This is a genomic window from Streptomyces sp. NPDC006743 (assembly GCF_040703815.1).
Lineage (GTDB): Bacteria > Actinomycetota > Actinomycetes > Streptomycetales > Streptomycetaceae > Streptomyces.
In genome coordinates, this window is sequence record NZ_JBEYJA010000059.1 from 11,765 (window position 1) to 31,213 (window position 19,449).

The 19,449-nt window shown below is 71.9% G+C and carries 26 protein-coding genes; all 26 read right to left on the reverse strand.

Annotated features, from left to right (window positions below; genetic code table 11):
- Position 1: 1 nt before the first annotated feature.
- Complete coding sequence (locus tag ABZ719_RS32205; RefSeq protein ID WP_366728688.1) at positions 2-2,410, reverse strand: phage tail tape measure protein; 2,409 nt, start codon at positions 2,408-2,410, stop codon at positions 2-4.
- A gap of 256 nt (positions 2,411-2,666) precedes the next feature.
- Positions 2,667-3,146 carry a hypothetical protein gene (locus tag ABZ719_RS32210; protein WP_366728689.1) on the reverse strand — a complete coding sequence of 160 codons (480 nt, stop codon included), beginning with the start codon at positions 3,144-3,146 and terminating at the stop codon, positions 2,667-2,669.
- On the reverse strand, positions 3,143-3,616 hold the full coding sequence (locus ABZ719_RS32215) for a hypothetical protein (protein WP_366728690.1): 474 nt from the start codon (positions 3,614-3,616) through the stop codon (positions 3,143-3,145). The genes ABZ719_RS32210 and ABZ719_RS32215 overlap by 4 nt, the downstream gene beginning before the upstream one ends.
- A gap of 13 nt (positions 3,617-3,629) precedes the next feature.
- The gene (locus ABZ719_RS32220) at positions 3,630-4,043 is read right to left on the reverse strand and encodes a minor capsid protein (RefSeq protein ID WP_366728691.1); all 414 of its coding nucleotides are present in this window, start codon (positions 4,041-4,043) and stop codon (positions 3,630-3,632) included.
- On the reverse strand, positions 4,036-4,389 hold the full coding sequence (locus tag ABZ719_RS32225; protein ID WP_366728692.1) for a hypothetical protein: 354 nt from the start codon (positions 4,387-4,389) through the stop codon (positions 4,036-4,038). The genes ABZ719_RS32220 and ABZ719_RS32225 overlap by 8 nt, the downstream gene beginning before the upstream one ends.
- Entirely contained in the window at positions 4,386-4,706 is a 321-nt protein-coding gene (locus ABZ719_RS32230; RefSeq protein ID WP_366728693.1) for a hypothetical protein, read from the reverse strand. Before ABZ719_RS32230 ends, ABZ719_RS32225 begins: the two co-directional genes overlap by 4 nt.
- Complete coding sequence (locus tag ABZ719_RS32235) at positions 4,703-5,092, reverse strand: hypothetical protein (RefSeq protein ID WP_366728694.1); 390 nt, start codon at positions 5,090-5,092, stop codon at positions 4,703-4,705. The genes ABZ719_RS32230 and ABZ719_RS32235 overlap by 4 nt, the downstream gene beginning before the upstream one ends.
- Positions 5,093-5,096: 4 nt before the next feature.
- Complete coding sequence (locus ABZ719_RS32240) at positions 5,097-5,495, reverse strand: hypothetical protein (protein WP_366728695.1); 399 nt, start codon at positions 5,493-5,495, stop codon at positions 5,097-5,099.
- Positions 5,496-5,497: 2 nt separating this feature from the next.
- A complete protein-coding gene (locus ABZ719_RS32245; protein WP_366728696.1) occupies positions 5,498-6,460 on the reverse strand; it encodes a major capsid protein in 963 nt (320 codons plus the stop codon).
- A 20-nt stretch (positions 6,461-6,480) separates the two neighbouring features.
- Entirely contained in the window at positions 6,481-7,227 is a 747-nt protein-coding gene (locus tag ABZ719_RS32250; protein ID WP_366728697.1) for a hypothetical protein, read from the reverse strand.
- A gap of 105 nt (positions 7,228-7,332) precedes the next feature.
- Positions 7,333-7,494 carry an Rmf/CrpP fold protein gene (locus tag ABZ719_RS32255; RefSeq protein WP_366728698.1) on the reverse strand — a complete coding sequence of 54 codons (162 nt, stop codon included), beginning with the start codon at positions 7,492-7,494 and terminating at the stop codon, positions 7,333-7,335.
- A 10-nt stretch (positions 7,495-7,504) separates the two neighbouring features.
- The gene (locus tag ABZ719_RS32260) at positions 7,505-9,733 is read right to left on the reverse strand and encodes a phage minor capsid protein (RefSeq protein WP_366728699.1); all 2,229 of its coding nucleotides are present in this window, start codon (positions 9,731-9,733) and stop codon (positions 7,505-7,507) included.
- 17 nt (positions 9,734-9,750) lie between these two features.
- On the reverse strand, positions 9,751-11,175 hold the full coding sequence (locus ABZ719_RS32265) for a phage portal protein (RefSeq protein WP_366728700.1): 1,425 nt from the start codon (positions 11,173-11,175) through the stop codon (positions 9,751-9,753).
- 49 nt (positions 11,176-11,224) lie between these two features.
- Complete coding sequence (locus tag ABZ719_RS32270; RefSeq protein WP_366728701.1) at positions 11,225-11,404, reverse strand: hypothetical protein; 180 nt, start codon at positions 11,402-11,404, stop codon at positions 11,225-11,227.
- Positions 11,401-12,654 (reverse strand): terminase family protein, encoded by a 1,254-nt coding sequence (locus ABZ719_RS32275; RefSeq protein WP_366728702.1) that lies wholly within the window; start codon positions 12,652-12,654, stop codon positions 11,401-11,403. Before ABZ719_RS32275 ends, ABZ719_RS32270 begins: the two co-directional genes overlap by 4 nt.
- Positions 12,655-12,658: 4 nt before the next feature.
- Positions 12,659-13,189 (reverse strand): helix-turn-helix domain-containing protein, encoded by a 531-nt coding sequence (locus ABZ719_RS32280; RefSeq protein ID WP_366728703.1) that lies wholly within the window; start codon positions 13,187-13,189, stop codon positions 12,659-12,661.
- 148 nt (positions 13,190-13,337) lie between these two features.
- Positions 13,338-13,760 carry a hypothetical protein gene (locus ABZ719_RS32285; RefSeq protein WP_366728705.1) on the reverse strand — a complete coding sequence of 141 codons (423 nt, stop codon included), beginning with the start codon at positions 13,758-13,760 and terminating at the stop codon, positions 13,338-13,340.
- 57 nt (positions 13,761-13,817) lie between these two features.
- On the reverse strand, positions 13,818-14,462 hold the full coding sequence (locus ABZ719_RS32290) for a hypothetical protein (RefSeq protein ID WP_366728706.1): 645 nt from the start codon (positions 14,460-14,462) through the stop codon (positions 13,818-13,820).
- Positions 14,463-14,519: 57 nt separating this feature from the next.
- Positions 14,520-14,846: a hypothetical protein gene (locus tag ABZ719_RS32295; RefSeq protein WP_366728707.1), complete on the reverse strand. Its 327-nt coding sequence runs from the start codon at positions 14,844-14,846 to the stop codon at positions 14,520-14,522.
- 56 nt (positions 14,847-14,902) lie between these two features.
- On the reverse strand, positions 14,903-15,256 hold the full coding sequence (locus tag ABZ719_RS32300) for a hypothetical protein (protein WP_366728708.1): 354 nt from the start codon (positions 15,254-15,256) through the stop codon (positions 14,903-14,905).
- Between the two features lie 54 nt (positions 15,257-15,310).
- On the reverse strand, positions 15,311-16,171 hold the full coding sequence (locus tag ABZ719_RS32305) for a hypothetical protein (protein ID WP_366728709.1): 861 nt from the start codon (positions 16,169-16,171) through the stop codon (positions 15,311-15,313).
- A 166-nt stretch (positions 16,172-16,337) separates the two neighbouring features.
- On the reverse strand, positions 16,338-17,156 hold the full coding sequence (locus tag ABZ719_RS32310) for a hypothetical protein (protein WP_366728710.1): 819 nt from the start codon (positions 17,154-17,156) through the stop codon (positions 16,338-16,340).
- Between the two features lie 53 nt (positions 17,157-17,209).
- Positions 17,210-18,013, reverse strand: coding sequence for a hypothetical protein (locus ABZ719_RS32315; RefSeq protein ID WP_366728711.1), 804 nt, complete (start codon positions 18,011-18,013; stop codon positions 17,210-17,212).
- Positions 18,010-18,222 (reverse strand): hypothetical protein, encoded by a 213-nt coding sequence (locus ABZ719_RS32320; protein ID WP_366728712.1) that lies wholly within the window; start codon positions 18,220-18,222, stop codon positions 18,010-18,012. The genes ABZ719_RS32315 and ABZ719_RS32320 overlap by 4 nt, the downstream gene beginning before the upstream one ends.
- Positions 18,219-18,875, reverse strand: a complete 657-nt coding sequence (locus ABZ719_RS32325; protein WP_366728713.1) for a hypothetical protein — start codon at positions 18,873-18,875, stop codon at positions 18,219-18,221. Before ABZ719_RS32325 ends, ABZ719_RS32320 begins: the two co-directional genes overlap by 4 nt.
- 96 nt (positions 18,876-18,971) lie before the next feature.
- Positions 18,972-19,448, reverse strand: coding sequence for a single-stranded DNA-binding protein (locus ABZ719_RS32330; protein WP_366728714.1), 477 nt, complete (start codon positions 19,446-19,448; stop codon positions 18,972-18,974).
- Position 19,449 lies beyond the last annotated feature (1 nt).

Here is a 19,449-nt window from a genome sequence, read left to right on the forward strand (position 1 = left end):
GTCACCCCCTCGCCTTGGCAAGCCAGTTGAGCGCGCGTGCGTTGTCGTCCGGGCTGCCGTTCTCAGCGGCGTGCCAGTGCTCGACGTGCACGGTCGGGCCGGAGGCCGGCGCGGCGGCGAACGGCGAGCCGTAGCCGGGCACGACCGCGCCCGCGAGGGCGGGCACGGCGGGCGGCTCGACCAGGTTTTGCATGGTGCGGGCGACCGCGCCCGCGCCGCTCTGGATTCCCTTGACCAGACCGGCGGGAATCCACCGGCCGACCTGCTTTGCCATGACGCGCGACGGCGAGTGAATTCCCAGAGCCTTTGCGATCGGTCCAGGGATCATGTTTTTCGCAAAGGAAATCAGCTGGCTTTTCAGCCAACTGCCCATCGAGCGAACGCCGTTGTAGAGGCCGCGAATCAAGTCGCGTCCCTTGTCCGACAACAGATCCTTGAGGCTGCCGACAGCGGAAACGATTCTGCCGGGCAAGCCGCGCACCCAGTTGACGAGTTCCGTCGCCTTGCGAACGCTTCCATCCTTGATGGACTGCCAATGCTTGATGATCAGGCCGGGCAAGGTCCAGTTAAGAAAGAAGTTGATCAGCTTTTGCGGCAGGCCCTTGACCCAATCCACAATTCCGTTCCAGACCCGAACGGTTCCCGACTTGATGGAATCCCAATGCTTGATGATGATTCCAACAAGCGTGAAATTCAGGAACAGGTCGAGGAGGAACTGACCCACGGACTTGATCTTGTTCCAGATCCAATCCCATGCGGCGCTCGTGGCGCTCACGATGGTGTCCCAGTTGGCGACGATGAGCGCGACCAGGGCGACCACGGCCGCGATGATGAGCCCGACGGGGCCCATCGAGATAACCCACGCCGCAGCCATCCGGGCGGCCTGAATCATCGACTGTGCGCCCATGAGGACCCACGCCCCCACCACGCGGGCGGCGGCGGCGACGGCCCCCGCTCCCTGGGCGATCCACCCAGCGAGCATCGTCGCGTTGGCGGCGAGGAACGCGCCGACCGCACCCGCCCCGGCGGCACCCTGGGCGATCCAGCCGGCGACGACCGCTGTCGACGTGGCCCACGCCTGTGCGGCAAGGGCGATCAGCGTCGGGAGCAGAAAGGTCATGATGAGACCGGCGGCGACCGTGAACGCCGTCGAGTGGTCATCGACGAACCCGGCTGCTGCGGCAACGCCCTTGCCGAATTTGAGGGCGTAGTCGTAGCCGGTCATCAGGGCGGGTACGACGTAGTCGCCCATCACGCCGACAAGCCCTTGCATGGCGCCGCGCTTGAACATCTCGAACTTCGTTGCGGCGTTGTCCCGCATCGCGTTTCCGGCTTTGTCGGTCGCGCCCTTGACGTCGCCGAGTCCCTTTACTGCGGTGGAGGGATCGAGCTTGAACAACGCACCTTGCAAATCCTCGGCCTTAGTGCCGAAGAGTGCGACAGCGGTCGCATTTCGCTTGGCCGGGTCCTCAATAGCCTTGATTCGCTGGAGAACGTCGCCGAGTGCCTTACTGGCCTCGGGTCCACCCTTGGTGAACGTCTTAGCCATTACATCAGCGTTAAGGCCAATATCCTTGAAAGCCTCGACGCTTCCCGCAGACATGTCCTTACTGCGGATCGCGAATTCTTTCAACGCGTCCGCGACTGTGTCCGCGTCGCGCGCGCCGCCCTGCAACCCCTGTTGCATAAGGCCCATCGCGGTTTGCGCGTCGAGGCCGAGGTCGCGGAATTGCGTCGGATATTCGCTGAAGGTGTCGAGCAAATCCTCGGCGGAATTGACGCCCTTCTGTGTTCCCTTGACGAGAACGTCCATCGCCTCATCCGCAGACGACGCGATGCCGGTCTTGAGCATGGTCCCGACGGCGCGGGACACCTTCCCCACGTCCTCGCCCATCACGGCCGCGGTGTCCGCGACCCGCTTGGACATGGTCTGTATCTGGGCCTGTGTCGCCTCGGGCGGCAGCAGCCCGTTTTGAGCAATGCCCTTGATGACCTCGGCGCCGTCCTCGACCGAGTCGACGATCGCGCCCGCGTACAGGTCGCCGGCGACCTTGCCGTACTTCGCCGCGACGGGCCCCGTGGTGCCGAGTTGGGCCTGTAGCTTGCCCTGCACCTTGCCCTGTTCGAGGGCCTGGCCGACTCCGGCCATGAGGGCCGCGCCGATCGTCGCGCCGACGGCGGCCCACCCGAACGCCGCGAGGGCGCTCGATCCCTGATCGGCGGCGCTGTCGGCGCCGTCGGCCATGCCGTCGCCGAGTGCGTCCCCGGCCTGCTGACCGGCGCGGTTGGCGTCGGCGACCATGGTGTCACCGGTCCGGCGCATACCGGCCTCGGCGCGCTGCATGCCCGCGGCGGCGGGGCCGTCGTCGACAACGATCGTGGCGAGGAGTTCGCCGACGGTCAGGGACACGCCGGATCACCTCCTGTCGGGGGTCATCCGGCGCGGTGCCGGTGGTGCGGTTACGCGGCGGGAATGCCGGTGATAGCTGCGATCTCTGCGGGGTCGGTCACCTTGCGGGGGGTACGCGACCAGGCGCGGGCGAACCGTGCCTCGCCGGACAGGCCAGAGATCAAGGCCAGGAACCGGCGGGTGGACAGGGCGGCGAGGTCACGGGCGGCGAGGCCGTACTCGCGGGCGAGGTCGGCCTCGACGGCGGTCCAGTTGATCAGGACCGCGCGCCAGAACTCCGCCCCTTCTTCCCCTTCTTCTTCGCGGTCGTCCGGCGCGCCGCCCTGTTCGGCGCGGCGGCTTTTCCCGCTTCCTGCTGCTCGTACAGTTCGGCGGCGCGCGCCATGGTGCAGCTGCCCGGCTTGCGGATGTTGGCGGCCGAGTAGATGAGCACGACGCCGAGTTGCCGGTCGGTCAGGCCGTGCTCGGCCCACGTATCGAGGACATCGGCCCCGTACAGGGTGGCGAGCATCCGCCGCACGTCGTTGGGGTCGCTCGACTCCTGCACGCGCTCCATCTGGAGTGTGAACATCAGGGGCAGGGACTCGGGCAGGGTGTACGTGCTCCCGAACAGGGTCAGCCGCTCGCGCGGCCGGGTGGCGGACTCCTCGGCGAAGAACGCGTCAAAGTCGGCCAGACCGGCGGCGTCGAGGTGCTGCTCGTCGTCCTGGTCGAGGGCGAGGTCGAGGTCGGTCACGGGCTCACCACCGCGGCGGTGGTCGGCGTCCCGCATCGCGTGAGGGTCGCCGACCAACTCGTCTTGTCGTTGTTGCCTCCGCCCTGCTCGCCGGGTGTGACGGTGGACTCCCACACGACCCACTGAGTCTGTGACTCGTGGCGCCACCGGACGCGCCCGCGCGACTCGAATCCGAGGCGGTTCGTCCACACGGTGTCGATGTACGCCTGTCCGGGGTCCTGGGCCTTGGTGGTCTTGTCGATGCGGTACTGACCCTCGATCGAGAGGGACGCGCCCCGCTGCATGACGTCCTGTTCAAACATGCCCTCGGACTCGAAAACGGTCGTCTCGGTCGTCTCTTCGTTCTCGCCCGGATTGTGCGTGAACGTGTTGATACCGGCGATCGGGAGCCATGTTTCCGAACCGGCCTCGGCGTCCTCGACCTCGAATATCCAGCCGCGGGCGTCGATGGGGCGCGAGTTGCCTGCCATCGGGTGGTTCTCCTTACGTGGGTGCGGGGCCGGACACGTCAAGGTCAAAATTGACGACGTGCTCGTGTCGGCCGGTGGAATCGGGCCCCAGCGGGGCGGGAGTGCCGCGCGCGGCGGCGAGGGTGAGCCACAGGCCGCCGGGCAGTTCCACGCCTGCGAGGCCGTGTACGGCGCGGTACAGGGACTCGCACCGGGCGCGGGACAGGCGGGGGTCGGGACCGCCCCGTACGCGGACCTGTAGGCGCCGCTGTTCGGCGTCGTCGCGCGCCTCGGGCGCGGGCCCGTCGTACAGGGCGAGCGACACGGCGGCGTCGGGCGCGGGCGGCATCGCCTCGATGAACAGGTCGCCCGCGCGGCCGGTGGGGTCGTAGGCGACCAGGCCGAGGCCGTCGAGGTAGCGGGCGAGGGCGTCGAGCAGGTCAGCCACGGAGCGACCTCCGCACCTGGGCGGCGATGATGTCGGCGACGGCGCCGGCTTCCTCCGTGAGGGGACCTTCGAGGTACTTCGCGGTCCGGCCCCCGTCGTGCCGGTAGTGCAGGTTCTCGTGTTGCCTCACGGCGTACGGGGTGTCGTAGGACACGCCCGCGGTGAGCGCGCTCTCGTCGACCGAGGCGACGCCGCTCCGTTCGAGGGTGGCCTCTTCGATCGGCACCCGGCGGCGGGAGCGTTCGAGGACGTGCTCGGCGGCGAGGCGCAGACCTCGCACGGCCCCGGCGCGGGTGCCGCGCAGTGCGGCGGCCCCGTTCCACGTGAGGCGGGCACGTGCGGTCACTCGCAACTCACCTCCGTGCACGCGGGAACGGGGAGCCCCGGCGCGGTGTGCTCGGCGGTCGTGATCGCCGTGGTGGTCCGGCCGTCGGGGAGCGTGATCCGGGAGCCGGGCGGGCTGTCGAGGCCGGGCTCGGCAATCACCTGCGTGGTGCTGACGACCTCGCGGCCGTCGGTGGCCCGGCGGACCTGCCGGACGGTGGCCGAGACCAGGGCGGGCACGTCCTCGACCGGCGGCCCGTACTGCGGTCCGTACGCGCTGTCGCCGAGGTAGGGCTCGACGGTGATCCGGTGGCGCAGCAGGTAGCGGGGGACGTTCACCAGATCACCCCCGGCAGCAGTCCGGCGCGCGTCAGGGCGCGGTGCGCGCGGGGGGCGAGGTCCACGTCGCCGGCTGCCTGGGCCCCGTCGCGCCGGTCGCCGAGCGAGACAGGGCCGATGGAGACGCTTCCCCACTTCCCGCCGGCTCCTGTGCCGTCGTCGCCCGTGGCGAGCTGGTACTCAACCTGGCTGCACACGGCGTCGGCGAGGACGGCCACGACGGCCGGATCGGTCGGCAGACCGGCGGCGTCGACCGCATAAACGCTGGTGAGTAGGGCGTCGTCGATGTCCTCGGACGCCCGCGCGAGCAAGCGCTCGGCGCCCGGTGGGGCCGGTGTGCCGGTCCAGGCGGCCAGTTGCTCGGGGGTGGCGTAGACGCGGCCCACCGGTTCACCCCCCGTCGGTCGTATCCTGCTCGGCCTTCCGGCGCGGTACGGGACGCTTGCGCTTGGGTGCCTCGACCGGCTCGGCCGCGATGCCTGGGGCGACGGACTCGGGCCCGTGCGGGTTGGCCTCGCCGGCTCCGGACGGCGCGCCCGTGTCGCCCGGACGCGGGTCGACCGCCGCATCGCGCAGCGCGGTACCGACCTTCTCGACCTCGACCTCGCGCGGGTCGACCAGCGCGACCGGCGGGGGCTGGATCGGCGCCGTCTTGTCGACGCCGTACCCCCGGCGGCGCGCGTACGCGATGACCGCCGGGTCGTCCGTGGTGGCCTTGCCGTTGCGGAACCGGAGACCGGCCGGGCCGTCGCCTGTGAACCCCTCAACGGGGCTGTGAAGGGTCGCCATGATCACGCCACCTTGACGCCGCGCAGAACGGCGGCGGCCTTGGTCGCCTTGAGCGCGACGCCCACGGGCCCCATCTCGACCTCGCCAGTCTTGACGGCGCCCGCGCTGTTGAAGTCGGGGAGCCACTGACGGACCAGGGCGCCGCCCGTGGTGCTGATGCCGTGGAAACCGTCGAGGCCGAGGCGTACGGCGTAGATGTCCGTGGTGCCCGCCTCGGCGTCGGTCGGGATCACGGGGTCGTTGCTGCCCGCCTTCGCGCCGAGGTCGACCAGCGGCACGCCGCGCCACGTGGTGATCGTGCGGCCGAACGCGTCGAGGGTGCCCAGCTGCGACACAAAGTCGCCGATGGTCTCCAGCGCCGCGAGGGCATCGGCGTTCATCAGGAGCGCGGTCGGGGCGCCGTCCAGCTTGGCGTACAGCCGGCGCAGGTGCTTGAGCGCGGCAATGCCGGTCACCTGGGAGTTGACGGCCGACCAGTCGTAGCCGGTCGTGGTGCCGACGGGCAGTTCGGTGCTCGACCCGGCGAGGGCCTTGTCGAGGCCGTCGAAGCTGTCGGCGTCGACCGCCGAATCGCCGTTGATCACGGCGTCGGAAAACGTGGCGTTCGCCGCCTTGATCTTCTGCGACATCTGGAGGCTGACCTCACCGGACGCGGCCGGGCCCATGTTGGCGAGGACGCGGTCGATCTGGAACGCGCCGCCCAGAACCTTGAGATCCGTGGTGTACCGCTGGCGCGTGACCTCGGTCTTCTCGTACTCGCTGTTGATCGCGCGGAACGCGGCGGTGGGCTGCGTGATCAGCCGGGTGTATCCGTACGTGAGCGTCGCCCCGCCCCCCGCCGGGTTGACCACGTCGTCGAACGTCAGGTTGTCGAGCAGCCACGACGACTTGCGGAATTCGTCGATGACCATCAGGTCGATGTCATCCTGTGTGTTGAGCTTCGCCTGAGCGAGGGTCACGGCCATGTGCGGTTACTCCTGGGGTGTCAGCCGCCCAGACGGGCGGCGATTGCGTCGGTGAGGGTGGCGGGCTTCCGGTCGCCGGTCGGTGCGCCCTGGAACTCGGCGCCGCCGCGCGGGGGCCCGGCGGGCGCGGCGCGGTACAGGTCGGGGTCGGTGGCGACCTCGTCCGTGATCGCCTTCTTCAGCTGCTCGGCGAATCCGTCGGCCGTGGGGTCGAGGGCGGCGAGCTTGTCCACGAAGGAGCGGGAGTTGAGCAGGCGCGAGGCGTTGGCGCCCTCGGCCCCGGCGGCGCGGTACGCGGCGAGTTCGGAGCGGGCGGCGCGCAGCTGCCCGGACAGGTCGGCAACCTGCTCGGTCAGCTTCGCCGGGTCCGGCGGGCCGTCGTCCTGGACCAGGCCGAGGGCCTTCCCGATCTGCTGCGCGATCTCGGTCCGGGCCTCGTCGGCGGCCTTCTGCTTCGCCGTGATCCGGCCCTTACCGGCCTCGGCGCGCGCGTCGCTGAGTGCCTTCTGTGCCCATGCGGGAAGGGTCTTTTCGTCACCCTCGGTCGGCTGCTGGGGCGGCTCGGCGGTCTTCTGCTGGGTCGGGTCCTGCCCGCCCGGCTGGCCGTTCGGGTCGCCCTGCTGGCCGGTGCCCTGCCCGCCGTCGCCGCCCTCGCCGGTGCCCTGCCCGCCGTCGGCGTACAGGACCGGAGAGAACGGGTTCACCGCGTAGGGGTGGGCCCAACCGGCGCCGTCGAGGCGGCGGCGGGCGAGGGTGCGCGTGTTCATGGGGTGCACTCCTGGTGCGTCGGGCCCGCTCCTGGCGGGCGCGTTCGGGCATGCAAAAGGGGCCCGCTCCTGGCGGGCCCCTCGGGGGTGTCGGTACTGCTCGGGCTACTCGTTGTCGGCCACCGGCCGAGCGCGGGCGTAACCCTTGATCCACGCGGTGCGTAGCAGGGAATCGGACGGATGCGGGCACGTCCTCACGTCGTCGCCTCGGCGCCCGGCCTCGGCTCCCTGGATGACTGCCCGCGTGATGTCCTCGCGTGTGCCCACGCGTCCCCCTTCACCGCTTGTTCTGGTGGTCCGTCTCGTTCTTGCGGGCCCCGGACGCCCAGCGCTGTTCGCGGCCGGTGACCTGCTCGACGAACTCGGCTTGAGTCAGCCGGCCATGGGCGGCCCACCACTCCTTGAGTTCATCCGAGGCGCGGGCGTACGCGATGCGCGCGGGCCCGCTGAACAAGGATGCCGGGTTGATTCCCGCCGCGGCTGCCTTCTTGTTGAGCAGGTAGCCGTTACAGGCGTCCTCGGCGGCGAGGTACTGCCGGTACACGTACTCGTCGTACAGCTGCCGGGCCTCGCGGCGGGTAATGAGGTGCCGCTCGTCGTCGACTTCCGCGACCTTGCCGTACAGCTTCTCGGCGGCCTCCCTGATGCCTGCCCAGAACCCGTCCTCGCCGTCCTCGGCGTGCGCCCCCCACGTGTCCGGGGGCGGCGCGGGGTCCATCACTTCGGCGAGGGCGTCGCCGTCGGCGAGCAGGTCGTCGACCGCGTTCCCGGTGACGGCCGGGGGCGGTAGGGCGACGGCGTCGCGGCGGTCCATCTCGGCCGCGATCCTGAGCAGTTCCTCGCTGTCGGCGTACTGCATGCACCAGGCGAGGGCGTCGTCGCCCACGTCCGCGAGGTCCGCGGCGAGGTTCCCGCCGGGGAAGTACCGGCCGAGCAGGTCGCGCCGGTCGGCCTCGGCGGCGAGGGCGGCGAGGTCGTCGCCCTGGGCGAGACGCGCGCGTGCGGCGAGGTCGTGGTCGGACAGGCCGACCAGGTCGGAGCGCACGCCCGGTAGCCGACTGGCGAGGTCGCGCCGGTTCATCTCCGCCATGACGCGCAGCGTGTCGCCGTCGTCGAGGTGGGGATACGCCCGCGCGAGGTCGCTGTCGCTGAACGCGAGCAGGTCGTCAGCGAGGCGCCCGCCGGGCCGTACGCGGCCGAGCAGGTCGTCGAGGTCGCGCCGGTCGGCCTCGGCGGCGATCCGGGCGCGGGCGCGGTCGTCGAGCAGGCGCGAACCCTCGGCGGCGGCGAGCTGGTCGTCGCTCATCTCCCGTACCGACCGGTCGTCGCCCGACCAGACGCGCGCGGCGTCGACCTGCTGCGGGGTCGCTTCGGTGCGCCGCTCGGGGAGGTTCGAGGCGCCCGGCTGCTCGCGGTGCCGCAGCCGGCGCAAGTCGGGGTGGGCGGCGAGGTGGTCGCGCATGGCCCCTTGCCACTGGCGGGTTTTCGCGCGGGCGGCGCGCTGCGCCTCGGGCGTGACGGCGGCGGCCTCGCGGTTCTTCCACTTCCTGATGTTCCGCTCGATCGCCCGCTGTCTCTGTCCCGCTTCGTACCCGGCGGGGTCGCTACTGGCCTGCTCGGCCACTGTCAGACCCGGGGTGTATGCCGACACGGAGTGCCTACAGTTCGGGTGTTGCAGCCCTGCCCGGCGCGCCTGGTCGAGCGACCCGGCGACCCGCACGCGGATCATTCGGCCGTCCTCGACGGCGTGCTCGACCTCGACCGTGTGCTCGCCGTCGGGCCCGCTCACGGCCAGTACCCGGCCTTCCCAGTCCCGGCAGAGCGGGCACTCGCGCGGTGCGTTGGACACGATGACCAGGTCGACGCCGTGCTCGGTGAGGGTGCGCGTGTGCGCCTCGGTCGCGGCGCGGCCGACGGATGTCCGGACGGCCATTTCCGCGTAAGAGGTGAGCTGCCAACGGCGGCCGGAGCGGTCGCGAAATGACGTGATGCCCTGGTCGGCGAACCTGCGCATGGCGTCCTGTGTCGCCTGCCTGCGGGTGCCGGTGCCCAGTAGCGGCGTGGCGGTGACCTCGGCGACGACGCCGCGGTACCCGTCCTCGACGGTCCGCAGAATCGAGCGGTGCCGCTCGGTGAGCAGGTCGACCGTTTCCTGTGCGAGCCGGTCGACGGCCTGAGCGTTCGGGGTCACGTCGTCGACCAGGCGGCGGGCATTGTCGGACAGGGCGCCCAACTCGGCGACGGCCGCGCGGTGCCCCGTGTTGTACGCGTCGGCGACGGCGTCGAACACGTCGAGGGAAACGGCCTTGCCCAACTCGTCGACAACGGCCTGTGAGGCGCGGCGTACGGCCTGGACGGCGGCGAGCTTCCGCTCGACCCACCCCGGCGCGTCGAGGCCGTCGGCGAGCTGCCGGGCGATGATGCCCAACAGCCGCGCCTCGGCGTCCGCGTACAGGTCGCGCGTACCGGCGGCGAGGTCTTCGACCATGCCCGGATGGATCGGCACGGCTCACCCCCCGTCGGTCACGCGGCCATGGGGAAGTTCCCGACGGGGTCGGGCGCGGCTGCTCCGGTCTCGGCGAGGATCGCGTCGACCTCGGCGCGTACTGCGGTGTCGTCCCAATCGGGATGCAGGATCTTGACCTTGGTCGAGGTCGACACGGCCCCGGCGCGGTTGAGCAGGTCGAGCGTGGTCGCGGTCGACTGCTCGCTCTCGGCGACGCCGTCGCCGAACTCGACGCGCGGGCGGGCGGGCGTGATGCGGCTCCCGAACAGCTTCACGTCGAGCTGCAAGAGCACGTGACACATGTCGGCGACGCCGTGTCGCCAGTACCCGGCCTTCTTGCGGCGGGTGACCATACTCCGAGCGTCGCGGCTGTCGACCTCGGTCGCGGTGACCGGCTGCCCCTCGCCGTCGAGCCCGAAACTCTGCGGGGAGTACCCGGCGGCCTGGGCGGCCTGTCGCATGATGGCCTCGGCGCTGCTGCGGTGCTCCTCGACCCGGATATCGAACTGAGCGAGGGTGATCCCCACGCCCTCGTTGGGCGGCATCGACAGTGAGTGCCAGACCTCGCGGTCGTCGTCGAACGACGCTCCGCGCCCCGGCCCGTCATTGCGCATGTAGCCATCGGGGATGATGAGCCGCGCGCGGGCGAGCCGGATGTCGCGCATCCACGATGTCCACACCTCGTCGAGGCTGTCGAACATGTCGTAGATCGGCGCACCGTAGTCGGAGCGGCCGAGCGGGGAACCGCGGTGCAGCCGGTTGGGCAGCATGTTGGGGATGTACGCGGCGGTCAGGTCCCGGATGCCGGTCGCGATACTGTCGCCCTCGCCGTCGGTGTCGAGCGAGCCGACCAGGTCGGCCGTGTCGGGGTGCTCCGTGAGCGGCACCCGGCGGCCGACGTTGTCGCTGCTCCCCTCGTACAGGGCGTGGATGATCCGGCCAGACTCGTGCCGCTCGAAGTGCCGCCATACGGTTGCCGAGGTCGAGCCGTCCAGCTCACGCCAGAACGACACGGCGCGCAGCATGCCGAACCGGAATTCGGGGATCGCGCCGTCGGGCTGCATGACGGTCAACAGCGGCCGGTCGGTCAAGTCGCGGTCCCACGTCACCCGGAGGAACACCCCGGACAGGGCGGCGGCCTGCTCGGCCGCGCCGAGGAACACCTGATGCGCGCGCCCTTCATCGAGCAGCACGTCGAGGCGTTCCTGTGTGGTGGTGTCCTCGACCTTGATCGTCGGCATGTCCGCGAACAGCAGGTCGGCCGAGGTCGACGCGATGTCGCCGGGCAGGGGGATGTGTAGGCGGTTGTCGCGCCGGTCGAGGCGGTGCTCGAACGACTTCCGCCCCCACAGCCGGCGGCGCTCGGTCGGCCGCTTGTGGTTCGTGTAGACCCGCGCGAGGCGCTGCCGGTCGCCGCTGTACCACGCGTCGTCGATGCGCATCGCGTCGTACAGCGGGGCCCACGCCGGGGGCGGCCACGCTGCGCCCTGGTCAGGGAGTGCCATCGTCGCCCCCTTCGTCGGTGCCGTTCTCGATCGCGTCGGCGGCCTCGCGGAACATCGCGGCGAGGGCGGGGCGCAGCTGCTCGCCGGGGGCGAGGGTGAGTTCGCCTACCTCGACGGTGTGCTCGCCGACGGAGAAACGTACGGGCAGGGTGAACGATCCGATCATGGGGCGGCGGCCTTCCTGGGCGCTGTGAGCAGGTGCCGCCACTCGTGCGCCGTCGAGTGGACGGCGTAGCGCAGTGCATCGGCGCTGTGGTCGTCCACCTTCAACGGGGCGTCCTCGCCGCGCTCGGTGGCCTTGGGGTTCCAGCTGTAGCCGGGCAGTTCGTCGAGTAGTCCCTCGCACGACTCGTGTACGAGCAGCCGGTCGGCTGCGAGCAGGCTCGACACGCTGCGGATGCCGTCGCCGACCTCGTTCGAGGCGCGGGCGAGGCCGGGGTGTCCGTCCTGCCACATCTGCGTTGAGAAAGAGGCGGCGCTCGGGTCGATGAACGTCCACTCGGGGACGATGCCGAGGCCGTCGAGCCATGCCCGGATGGCGGCGCTGTACTGCGCGTCGGTCATGGTGCGGTGGGTGGCGCGGGAGTCGTGCCGCCACTCGGCGGCGGCGTACAGCCGGCCGTCGACACCTTCGCCGAGCAGAATCGCGCTCGTGGGGTTCGTAGTGCCGTAGTCGATGCCGCACCAGTACCGGCGGATGTCCGGCAGCTGGGTGACGACGTGGCGGCCCTCGTCCCACATGTCGTAGATGGCGCCCTCGGCGACGACCCATGCGCCGTCGATCATCCGGCGGCGCCAGAGTCCGACGTACTCGGCGGCGAGGCTCGCGACGTACTCGGCGCTTAGCGACGGGTTGTCGGACAGCTTGAAGTGCCACGACGCGAGGTCGAGGTCGGCGGCGCGGTCGAGATAGCCGGTCTTGAGCCAGTGCCTCGGACTGTCCGGGTTCGTGGTGAGGTAGAGCCTCGCGCCTGGCACGGAGAGGCGGGCGAGCAGCTGCACGAAAAAGCCCTCGGGCAAGAGGGTGCCCTCGTCCACGTACGCGAGCTGGGCGGTAAGGCCACGTAGGCGGCCCTCGGCGCGGGCGTCGGCGGCGCCGATCAGGTGGACGGTGCGGCCGAGGACCGTCGCCGTGGTCGCCCCGCGGGTGTGCACGATGTGCCGGGCGAGGGGCCCGAACAACGCGCGGTCCTGTAGGGGTTCGAGGCAGTTCCGTTCGATGGTCTGGAGCGACCGGCCACAGATGATGATCAGGCCGGACGGGCCCGCCCCGGCGACGGCGATCACGAACGCGAGCAGGCTCGCGATGGTCTTCCCGCTCCGAACGCTGCCGTGCCATACGTTGATACGGCGGGTGGCCTGTCCGATGCTGCGCAGCTGCTTACGGGACAGGGGCAGGCTGTCGAGGTCGAGCACCGGCTCACCCCCCGTCGGCGCCCCCGTCCTCGTCGGCGTCGTCGTCGCCGGCTGCGCGCGTCAAGGCGTCGCCGAGGGCTCCCAACATGCTCTTGACCTGCTCGACGCCCTCGCCGCCCTCGACCGGCGCGAGCTTGAGCGACTTCTCAATCGCCGTGCCGGTCGCCGCGAGGATGGCGCGTTGGTCCTGGAAGGTGGGCCGGTCGAGCCTGGTGTCGTTCCAGACGTTGTCCTTACCGCCGAACGCCCCGATGGTGCACGGCTCCCACAGCTGCGCGCGCAGCTGCTCGGCGTCGGATTGCAGGGTGAGGGCGAGGGCGGTCCGGCGCGACGCGAGGTCGGCCCGGCGTACCTCGGTGGCGACGGCGACCTCGCCCGCGCGGTCGAAGGTGAGCGGGGGCTCGAACCCGGCGGCGATCTTGGACACGGTCGAGGGCGACCGGCGGATCGCCTTCGCGATGTAGTTCCGGCCCTTGCCCTGGGCGTGAAGGGTGCGCACCTGCTCGCGGTCGTCGTCGTCAATGGGTCGAGCCACGCGCGGCCACCTCCTCACCCGGACATGCGAACGCCCCGCCGCTGGGGTGGGTAGCGGCGGGGCGTTCGGGTGGGGCGTCCGTTTCCGGGCACGCCGAGGTCGGTCCCGACTTTAGGTCACGAACCGATAACGGCGCAACCCGGAACGATCACGTGCGCGCGGGGCGCTCCGCGTCCGGACGCGCGGGCGGCGGCGTACCGCCGAGCAGCGTCTCGGCGAACACGGGGCGCAGCTGCTCGGCGGGCGGCGGCGGGGGCATCCGTCGGGCGACCGGCCGTGTCCGACGCTGCGTCGCCGGGTTGGTCAGCTGGTACGCGAGCAGTACCGGCGCGGTGTCCGACGGGCACACGTTGTTCGCCCACGCCGTGCGGTACTGCGTGGCGAGCTGTCCGACGGCCCGTCGGACGGCGTCGGCGAACGTGGGGTGCACGCGCATGATCTCGGCGAGGTCGGCGGCGAGTTCGTCGTCGATACGCAGCGACGGCCGGTCGCCGGCTGCGGGCGGGCCCGCCTTCTTGGCCGGTCGACGGTCGGTAGAGTTGTTGTTGCCCATGGTGGGGGTCGCTCCCATCGTGTTGGTAGTCGGGCCCGTTCGGCGTGTGAGGCGCCGGCGGGCCCGCGTGGGTTCTTACTGGTCTTCGTCGTCCGGGTCCGGCTCGACGCCGTGCGCCTCGGCGGCCCGGCGACGGGCGGCCCTGGTCTCGCGCTCGTGCTCCTCGAACGTGCCGAGCATGCCGGTAACGAACTTCTCGACCGCCGTCGTCTCCGCGTCGGGCTCCTTGCGCAGCACGGCGTACACGTGCGAGTCGGACACCTTGAGCAGGCGCGCGATGTCGGCGGGCTTCATGCCCTCGGCCTTGGCCCGCCGGATCATGACCGGCGTCGACTCGATCGCCTTCTCGCCCGCCTTGCGGGTCTCGGCGAGCTGCGCGAGGGCGTGCGCCATGGGGTACAGAGCCTCGGGGAACTCGCGCACGATCATGGCGGCACGGTCGGCGAGCATCTGCGACCGGCGGCCCCGTCGGAGCGTGCTCACGATGTCGAGCGAGGACAGGGGACGGCTGTCGGTGACGACCGCTCCGGACTCGACGGCGGCCGTAAGCAAGTTGAGCGCGAGTGCGGCGAGCTGGGGGCGGCCGTCGAGCAGCCGGTCGAGCAGTTCGCGGGCGTCGGGCGCGGGCCGGGCCTCGATGCCGCGCTCGGCGGCGTAGTGGCGCAGCGCGTCGGCCTGCTGCTCGACGGACGCCTCGGGCTCGGGGTCGTTGGTGCTCATGTGGTGGTGCTCCTGTCGGTGGTCGGGCCCGCCCTCGGGCGAGGGCGGGCGAGGCGGTCAGGCGGCGAACAGGGCGACCTGTTCGGGCTTGTGGGGCAGGCCGTCGAGGGCGAGCTGTACGGGGCGCACGGGGCCCGTGAGGGGCGCGGGGCGCGGCTCGGGCTGCGGGGCCTCGGTGCGCCACTGGACGGCGACAGCGACGGCCTCGGCGCGGTCGCGGGCCTCGGCCCGTACGCACCGCTTGCACAGGTGCCACCCGCGCACGGCGGCGAAGATCGCGTTACGTCCGCCCGCCGGTCGGCCGCAGAACAGCTCTCGCGTTCCGGGGCGGCGATAGTGGCCCGTGGTCTTGAGGGCGGCGCCGCGCACTGCGTAGGTCTCCACTGGGGGTGTCTCCCTTGGCGGGGCCCGCCCTCGGTGGGCGGGCCCCTTCGGCGGCGTCAGGCGGCGGGGACGATCAGGACCAGGTCGGCGGCGGCCCACGGGTCGCACACGGCCCACGGGTTGTCGTCGCCGAGGTCGACGATCGGCCCCTCGTGGTCGGCCATGGTGGCGCACGACCCACACCCGCACGTCGGGTCGTACGGCTTGGGGCGGGCGGTGTACTGGTCGTTGAAGTAGTCGGCGACGGGCAGGCGGTCGCCGTACGCGACGAACGCCGCGAGGACCGTGTCGCCCTCGACGACCTGCTCGGCGCGCACGATGCGGGCGGCGGCGGGGTCGACCAGCAGGGGGGCGTGATCCTCGTCGGCGGGGAGCGCCGTCACGACCACGGGGAAGAACTCGACAGACATCGTGTATCCCTTCGGGGTGGGGGCGCCCGCGCGGGCGCCCCCTTCGGTGGTCGGTCAGCGGTTGTCGATGACGTGGGCGCGGACGGCGGCGGCGGCCTGCTCCCAGAACTTCCACTCGCCGTCGAACTCGATCCAGCGGCCGTCCTTGCCCGTGATGTGCGCCTCGATGGGGTGTCCGGGCCACACGATGCCGCGCTCGGTGCCGTCCTCGAACACGACGACGTATCCGGCGGTCGACCACGCGCAGTACCAGCCGTCACGCTGCACGTGGTCGGGGTACTCGGTGATGTCCTGGTCTTCCTGCGACATGCACACGTCGCGGTAACGCTGCGGCAGGAAGGTGAGCACGCCATACGGGCGCAGCTTCTCGACGGCGCGCTCGAACGCCCCCTCGCGGGTCAGCTGGCCGACGAACACGTACTCGCGGCTCGGCAGCTGCGAGCCGTCGGCGGCGACGCGCTCGACGGTCCAGTACCCGTCAAGCGGCTTGCCCGCCGTGTTGAAGACTCGGTACTCGGTGCCGTGCATCTGGAAGGCGGAACGGCCCTGCTCGTCGGGCTCGCCGAGGGCGGGCTCGGGCGCGGCCTCGCGGCTGTGGGTGCCGTTGCACTCGTCGGCGCGGCCCGTCTCGGCGCAGTCGCACGGGCAAGCGCAGTCCTCGACGGCGCGCACCCAGAACACGTACGCGTCACAGGTCCACTCGCCGACGATCTCGGCGTCGGGCAGCTGGGCGAGCTTGTCGAGCAGGGCGTCGAACTCGGTGTCGTCCTCGGCGTCCTCGGCCGTGTTCGTGATGTCGGCCTCAAGCCACACACGGGCGCCGTCGAGGTCCGGCAGGCACTCGATGCGGTACTCGGGGTCGAGGCCGATCTCGTTCATGCCGACGTGGTATCGGGTCCGGCTGCTGGCGTTCATCGGGGGTCGCTCCCTTGGTCGGTGTGGCGGGTGAGGGCCGCCGTTGTGTTGTTGTGGGAGCACTGTAACCACTTCTGAACTGACTTCACAAGTCGATTCAGAAGTCGGTTCACGAAAGGGGGTGCCGAGCAACTGCCCGGCACCCCCGGCCCGTTGGGCCCGGCCCCTACGCGGCGGGCTGCTGCCGGGCCTCGGCGAGGGCGACCCACAGGGCGACCAGGTCCGCCCCCCGCCACTCGCCGGACCGGCGGCCGTCGGCGGGCGCGGTGCACGCTGCGCCGGTCGAGCAGACGACGACCGGCTCGCCGCCCGGACGGGTCCGGCCGGTCAGGCACCCGGCGCACCACGGGCACGGCTCGGCGAGGGTCGTCGACCGGCCGTCGCGGCCGAGGGCGCGCTCGACGGTCCGGCGGGCCCGGCTCGCGGTCGCGGCAACGTGGTCGAGCAGGCGGACCGGCATCGGCTCGAACAGGTCGCCCGCCGGTTCGTCGAGGGCCCGGCCCTCAAGCCACACGGCGGCCCAGTGCAGACCGAACGCGCGGGAGCCGGGCGAGGTCTGCGCCTGGTAGTGCCATCGGGCCGGGTCGGCGGCGTCGGCCTGGTCCGTGACGGACCGGCCCCGGCTGTCGCGCGCCGGTCGTATGGGGCGCTGCACGTACTCGGCGACGGCGTCGGCGAGGTCGAACAGCTCGCGCTCGACCTCGGTCGCGGCGTCGAGGGCGTCGAGGTTGAGCGGGGCCGGGTGCTCGCGCAGCAGCAGGGGGAGTCGGCCGACGGTCGCCGCCGGCTGCTCGTCCTCGACGGTGTCGGCCTGCTCGGCGAGGTGTCCGTCGATGTACGCGCGGGAGTCGCGCGGCGGCCACTCGGCGGCCGGTCGGCGGCCAACGGCGGCGAGCAGGTCGCCCCACTGCTCGCGCACGGCGGCGAGGTCGACGGCGGCGCGGCGGGCGACCGGCGGCGCGGTGTGGTCGAGGGGGGTCGTCATGGGTGCTGCTCCTGTGCTCGGTGCGTACGGCGGGGCGAGGGCGGGGTCGCCGGTCAGGCGGGGGCCTGGTCGAGGACGTGCCGCACGCGTTCGGCGAGGTCGTGGCGGCCGTTGGCGTACGCGAGGTCGGTCGGTAGGCCGAGGCGCGGCCGGGGCTCCTCGGGCAGTGCGGCCCGGACGGCGGCGAGCTGCTGCTCAAGGGACTTGGCGCGCGCGTACTCGGCGCGGGCGTCGGCCCCGTTGTCGCGCGCGTCCCTCTCCAGACGGCGTATGCGCTGCTCGGCCGTGGCGAGGGCGATGTCGTGGTCGCGCTGCTGCTCGGCGAGGCATGCCCGCGTCGATTCGGCGGCCTCGGCGAACGCTGCGTGCATGGCGGTCTGTCCGGCGTCGAGGGCGGCGAGGTCGCCGTCGAGGGCCTGCTCGATGCGCTCGGCGTAGACGGCGGCGGCCCCCATGGGGGAACCGGCGCGCATCCGGTGGGCGAGGTCGCGCACGCGGTCGAGGGCGCGGTCGGCGGCGGCACGGTGGCGCTCGGCCTCGTTGCTGCACTCGTGCGCGGCGCGCGCTATCTCCTCGGCCTGCTTGGCGCGCTGCTCGGCCTCGACGATCGCGGCGTCGGCGGCCTCGCGGTGCCGGGCGAGGGCGCGCGTCGACCCGGCGTTCGCCTTACGGGACTCGTCGGCGGTGCGCCGCTCCTCGGCGACGTACTCGCGCAACAGGGCGGCCTCGGTGCGGCTGAGGGTGCCACGGTCGGCGCGGGCGAGCAGGATGTCGAGCCCGGCGCGCCGGTCGCTGCGCTCGTGGTCGCGCCCCTTGGTGCGAGAGTGCCGCCGGCGGCGCGGGGCGGTGGTGGTCACTGGTCGTTCTCCTCGGTGCGTTCGGTGAGCACTCGGCATGTGGTGCAGCCGCGGGGGCATCGGCCTTCCCCCTTGGCGAGGCGCAACAGGGCTCGGTCTGCGGTGCGGTCGCGGAGCGGGCCGGGGTCGCGTCGGCATGCCCACAGGCCGAGGGGCACGCCGGACGCGACGACCAGGGCGAGAACGATCGCCCACGCGGTGTCGCTCACTCGGTGACCTGGGCGTCGAGGCCGGTCGCGTGCCGGTCGAGCAGCTTCCGCGTGTGGTCCATGCCGGTGAGCAGGCCGCGCGTGCCGCGGTTCACCCCGTGCTCGTCGCGGTACTCGTCGGCGTCGCGCCGGGCGAGGTCGGACAGCTCGCGCGTGTGCGCGGCGAGCAGGACCAGGGCGGCGGCGAGGGCCTGCTCGGGCGACCGGCGGGCGTCGTCGAGCAGCACGTCGCGCAGCGTGATCACGACGGGGTGACTGGCCTCGGCGTTGAACGCGAGGGCGCTCCGTACGTCGGCGACCCAATCCGTCGCCGGCTGCTGCGCCTCGGGCTTGGCCATGGCGGCGAGGCCGAGGGCGGCGAGGTCGGGGTCGTCGCCGGGCAGCTGGTCGGCGACGGCGGCGAGCAGGGCGTCGAGACCGGCGGGGCGCGGTACGGGGGCGTCGTGAAGGGGGCACGGCGCGCCGGTCGCGTACGCCGTGTCGCACGCCCCGGCGGGGCTCTCAAGGCTGTTGGCGAGCTGTCGCAGGATGTCGGCGGCCACGGGGCGGGGGAGGTTGCACGCCACGTCGGCCGGTCCCTCGTTCGGCACGGTGACGATCAGGCGGTGAGTGTCGAGCGAGGCGAACGCGACGGCGTCGGGAATGCGGGTCATGGGGTTGTGCTCCTGTCTCGGGTCCGAGGGGGTCGAGGTGGTTCTCACGCGCGCGGGAGGGCCCGCGTCCGGACGCGCGGCCCGGACGCGGCCTGATCAGAACGGGGGCTCGGTGCCTCCCTGGGTCGCCCACGGGTCGCCCTGCTGCTGGCCGTAGGACTGCTGTCCGTACGACTGCTGGGCGGGCTGCTGGCCTCCCTGGCCGTTGCCGGTCGCCTTGGTGACAGCCGCGGTTGCGCGGAGCAGCGACGGCGCGACCTCTTCGGCCTGAATCTCGTAGCTGCTGCGCTTGCTGCCGTCGGTGGCTTCGTACTGGCGCTGGGTAAGGCGGCCGACGACGATCACGCGGTCGCCGCGCTTGATGGACTCGGCGACGTGCTCGGCCTGCTGGCGCCACACGGCCACGCCGAGGAACAGCGGCTCGCCGTCTTCCCACTCGTTCGTCTGGCGGTTGAACTTTCGAGGGGTGTTGGCCATGCGGAAGTTGGCGACGGCGGCGCCGCCGGGGGTGAACCTGAGTTCGGGGTCGGCAACCAGGTTGCCCACCATCGTGATCGTGGTCTCGCCACTCATG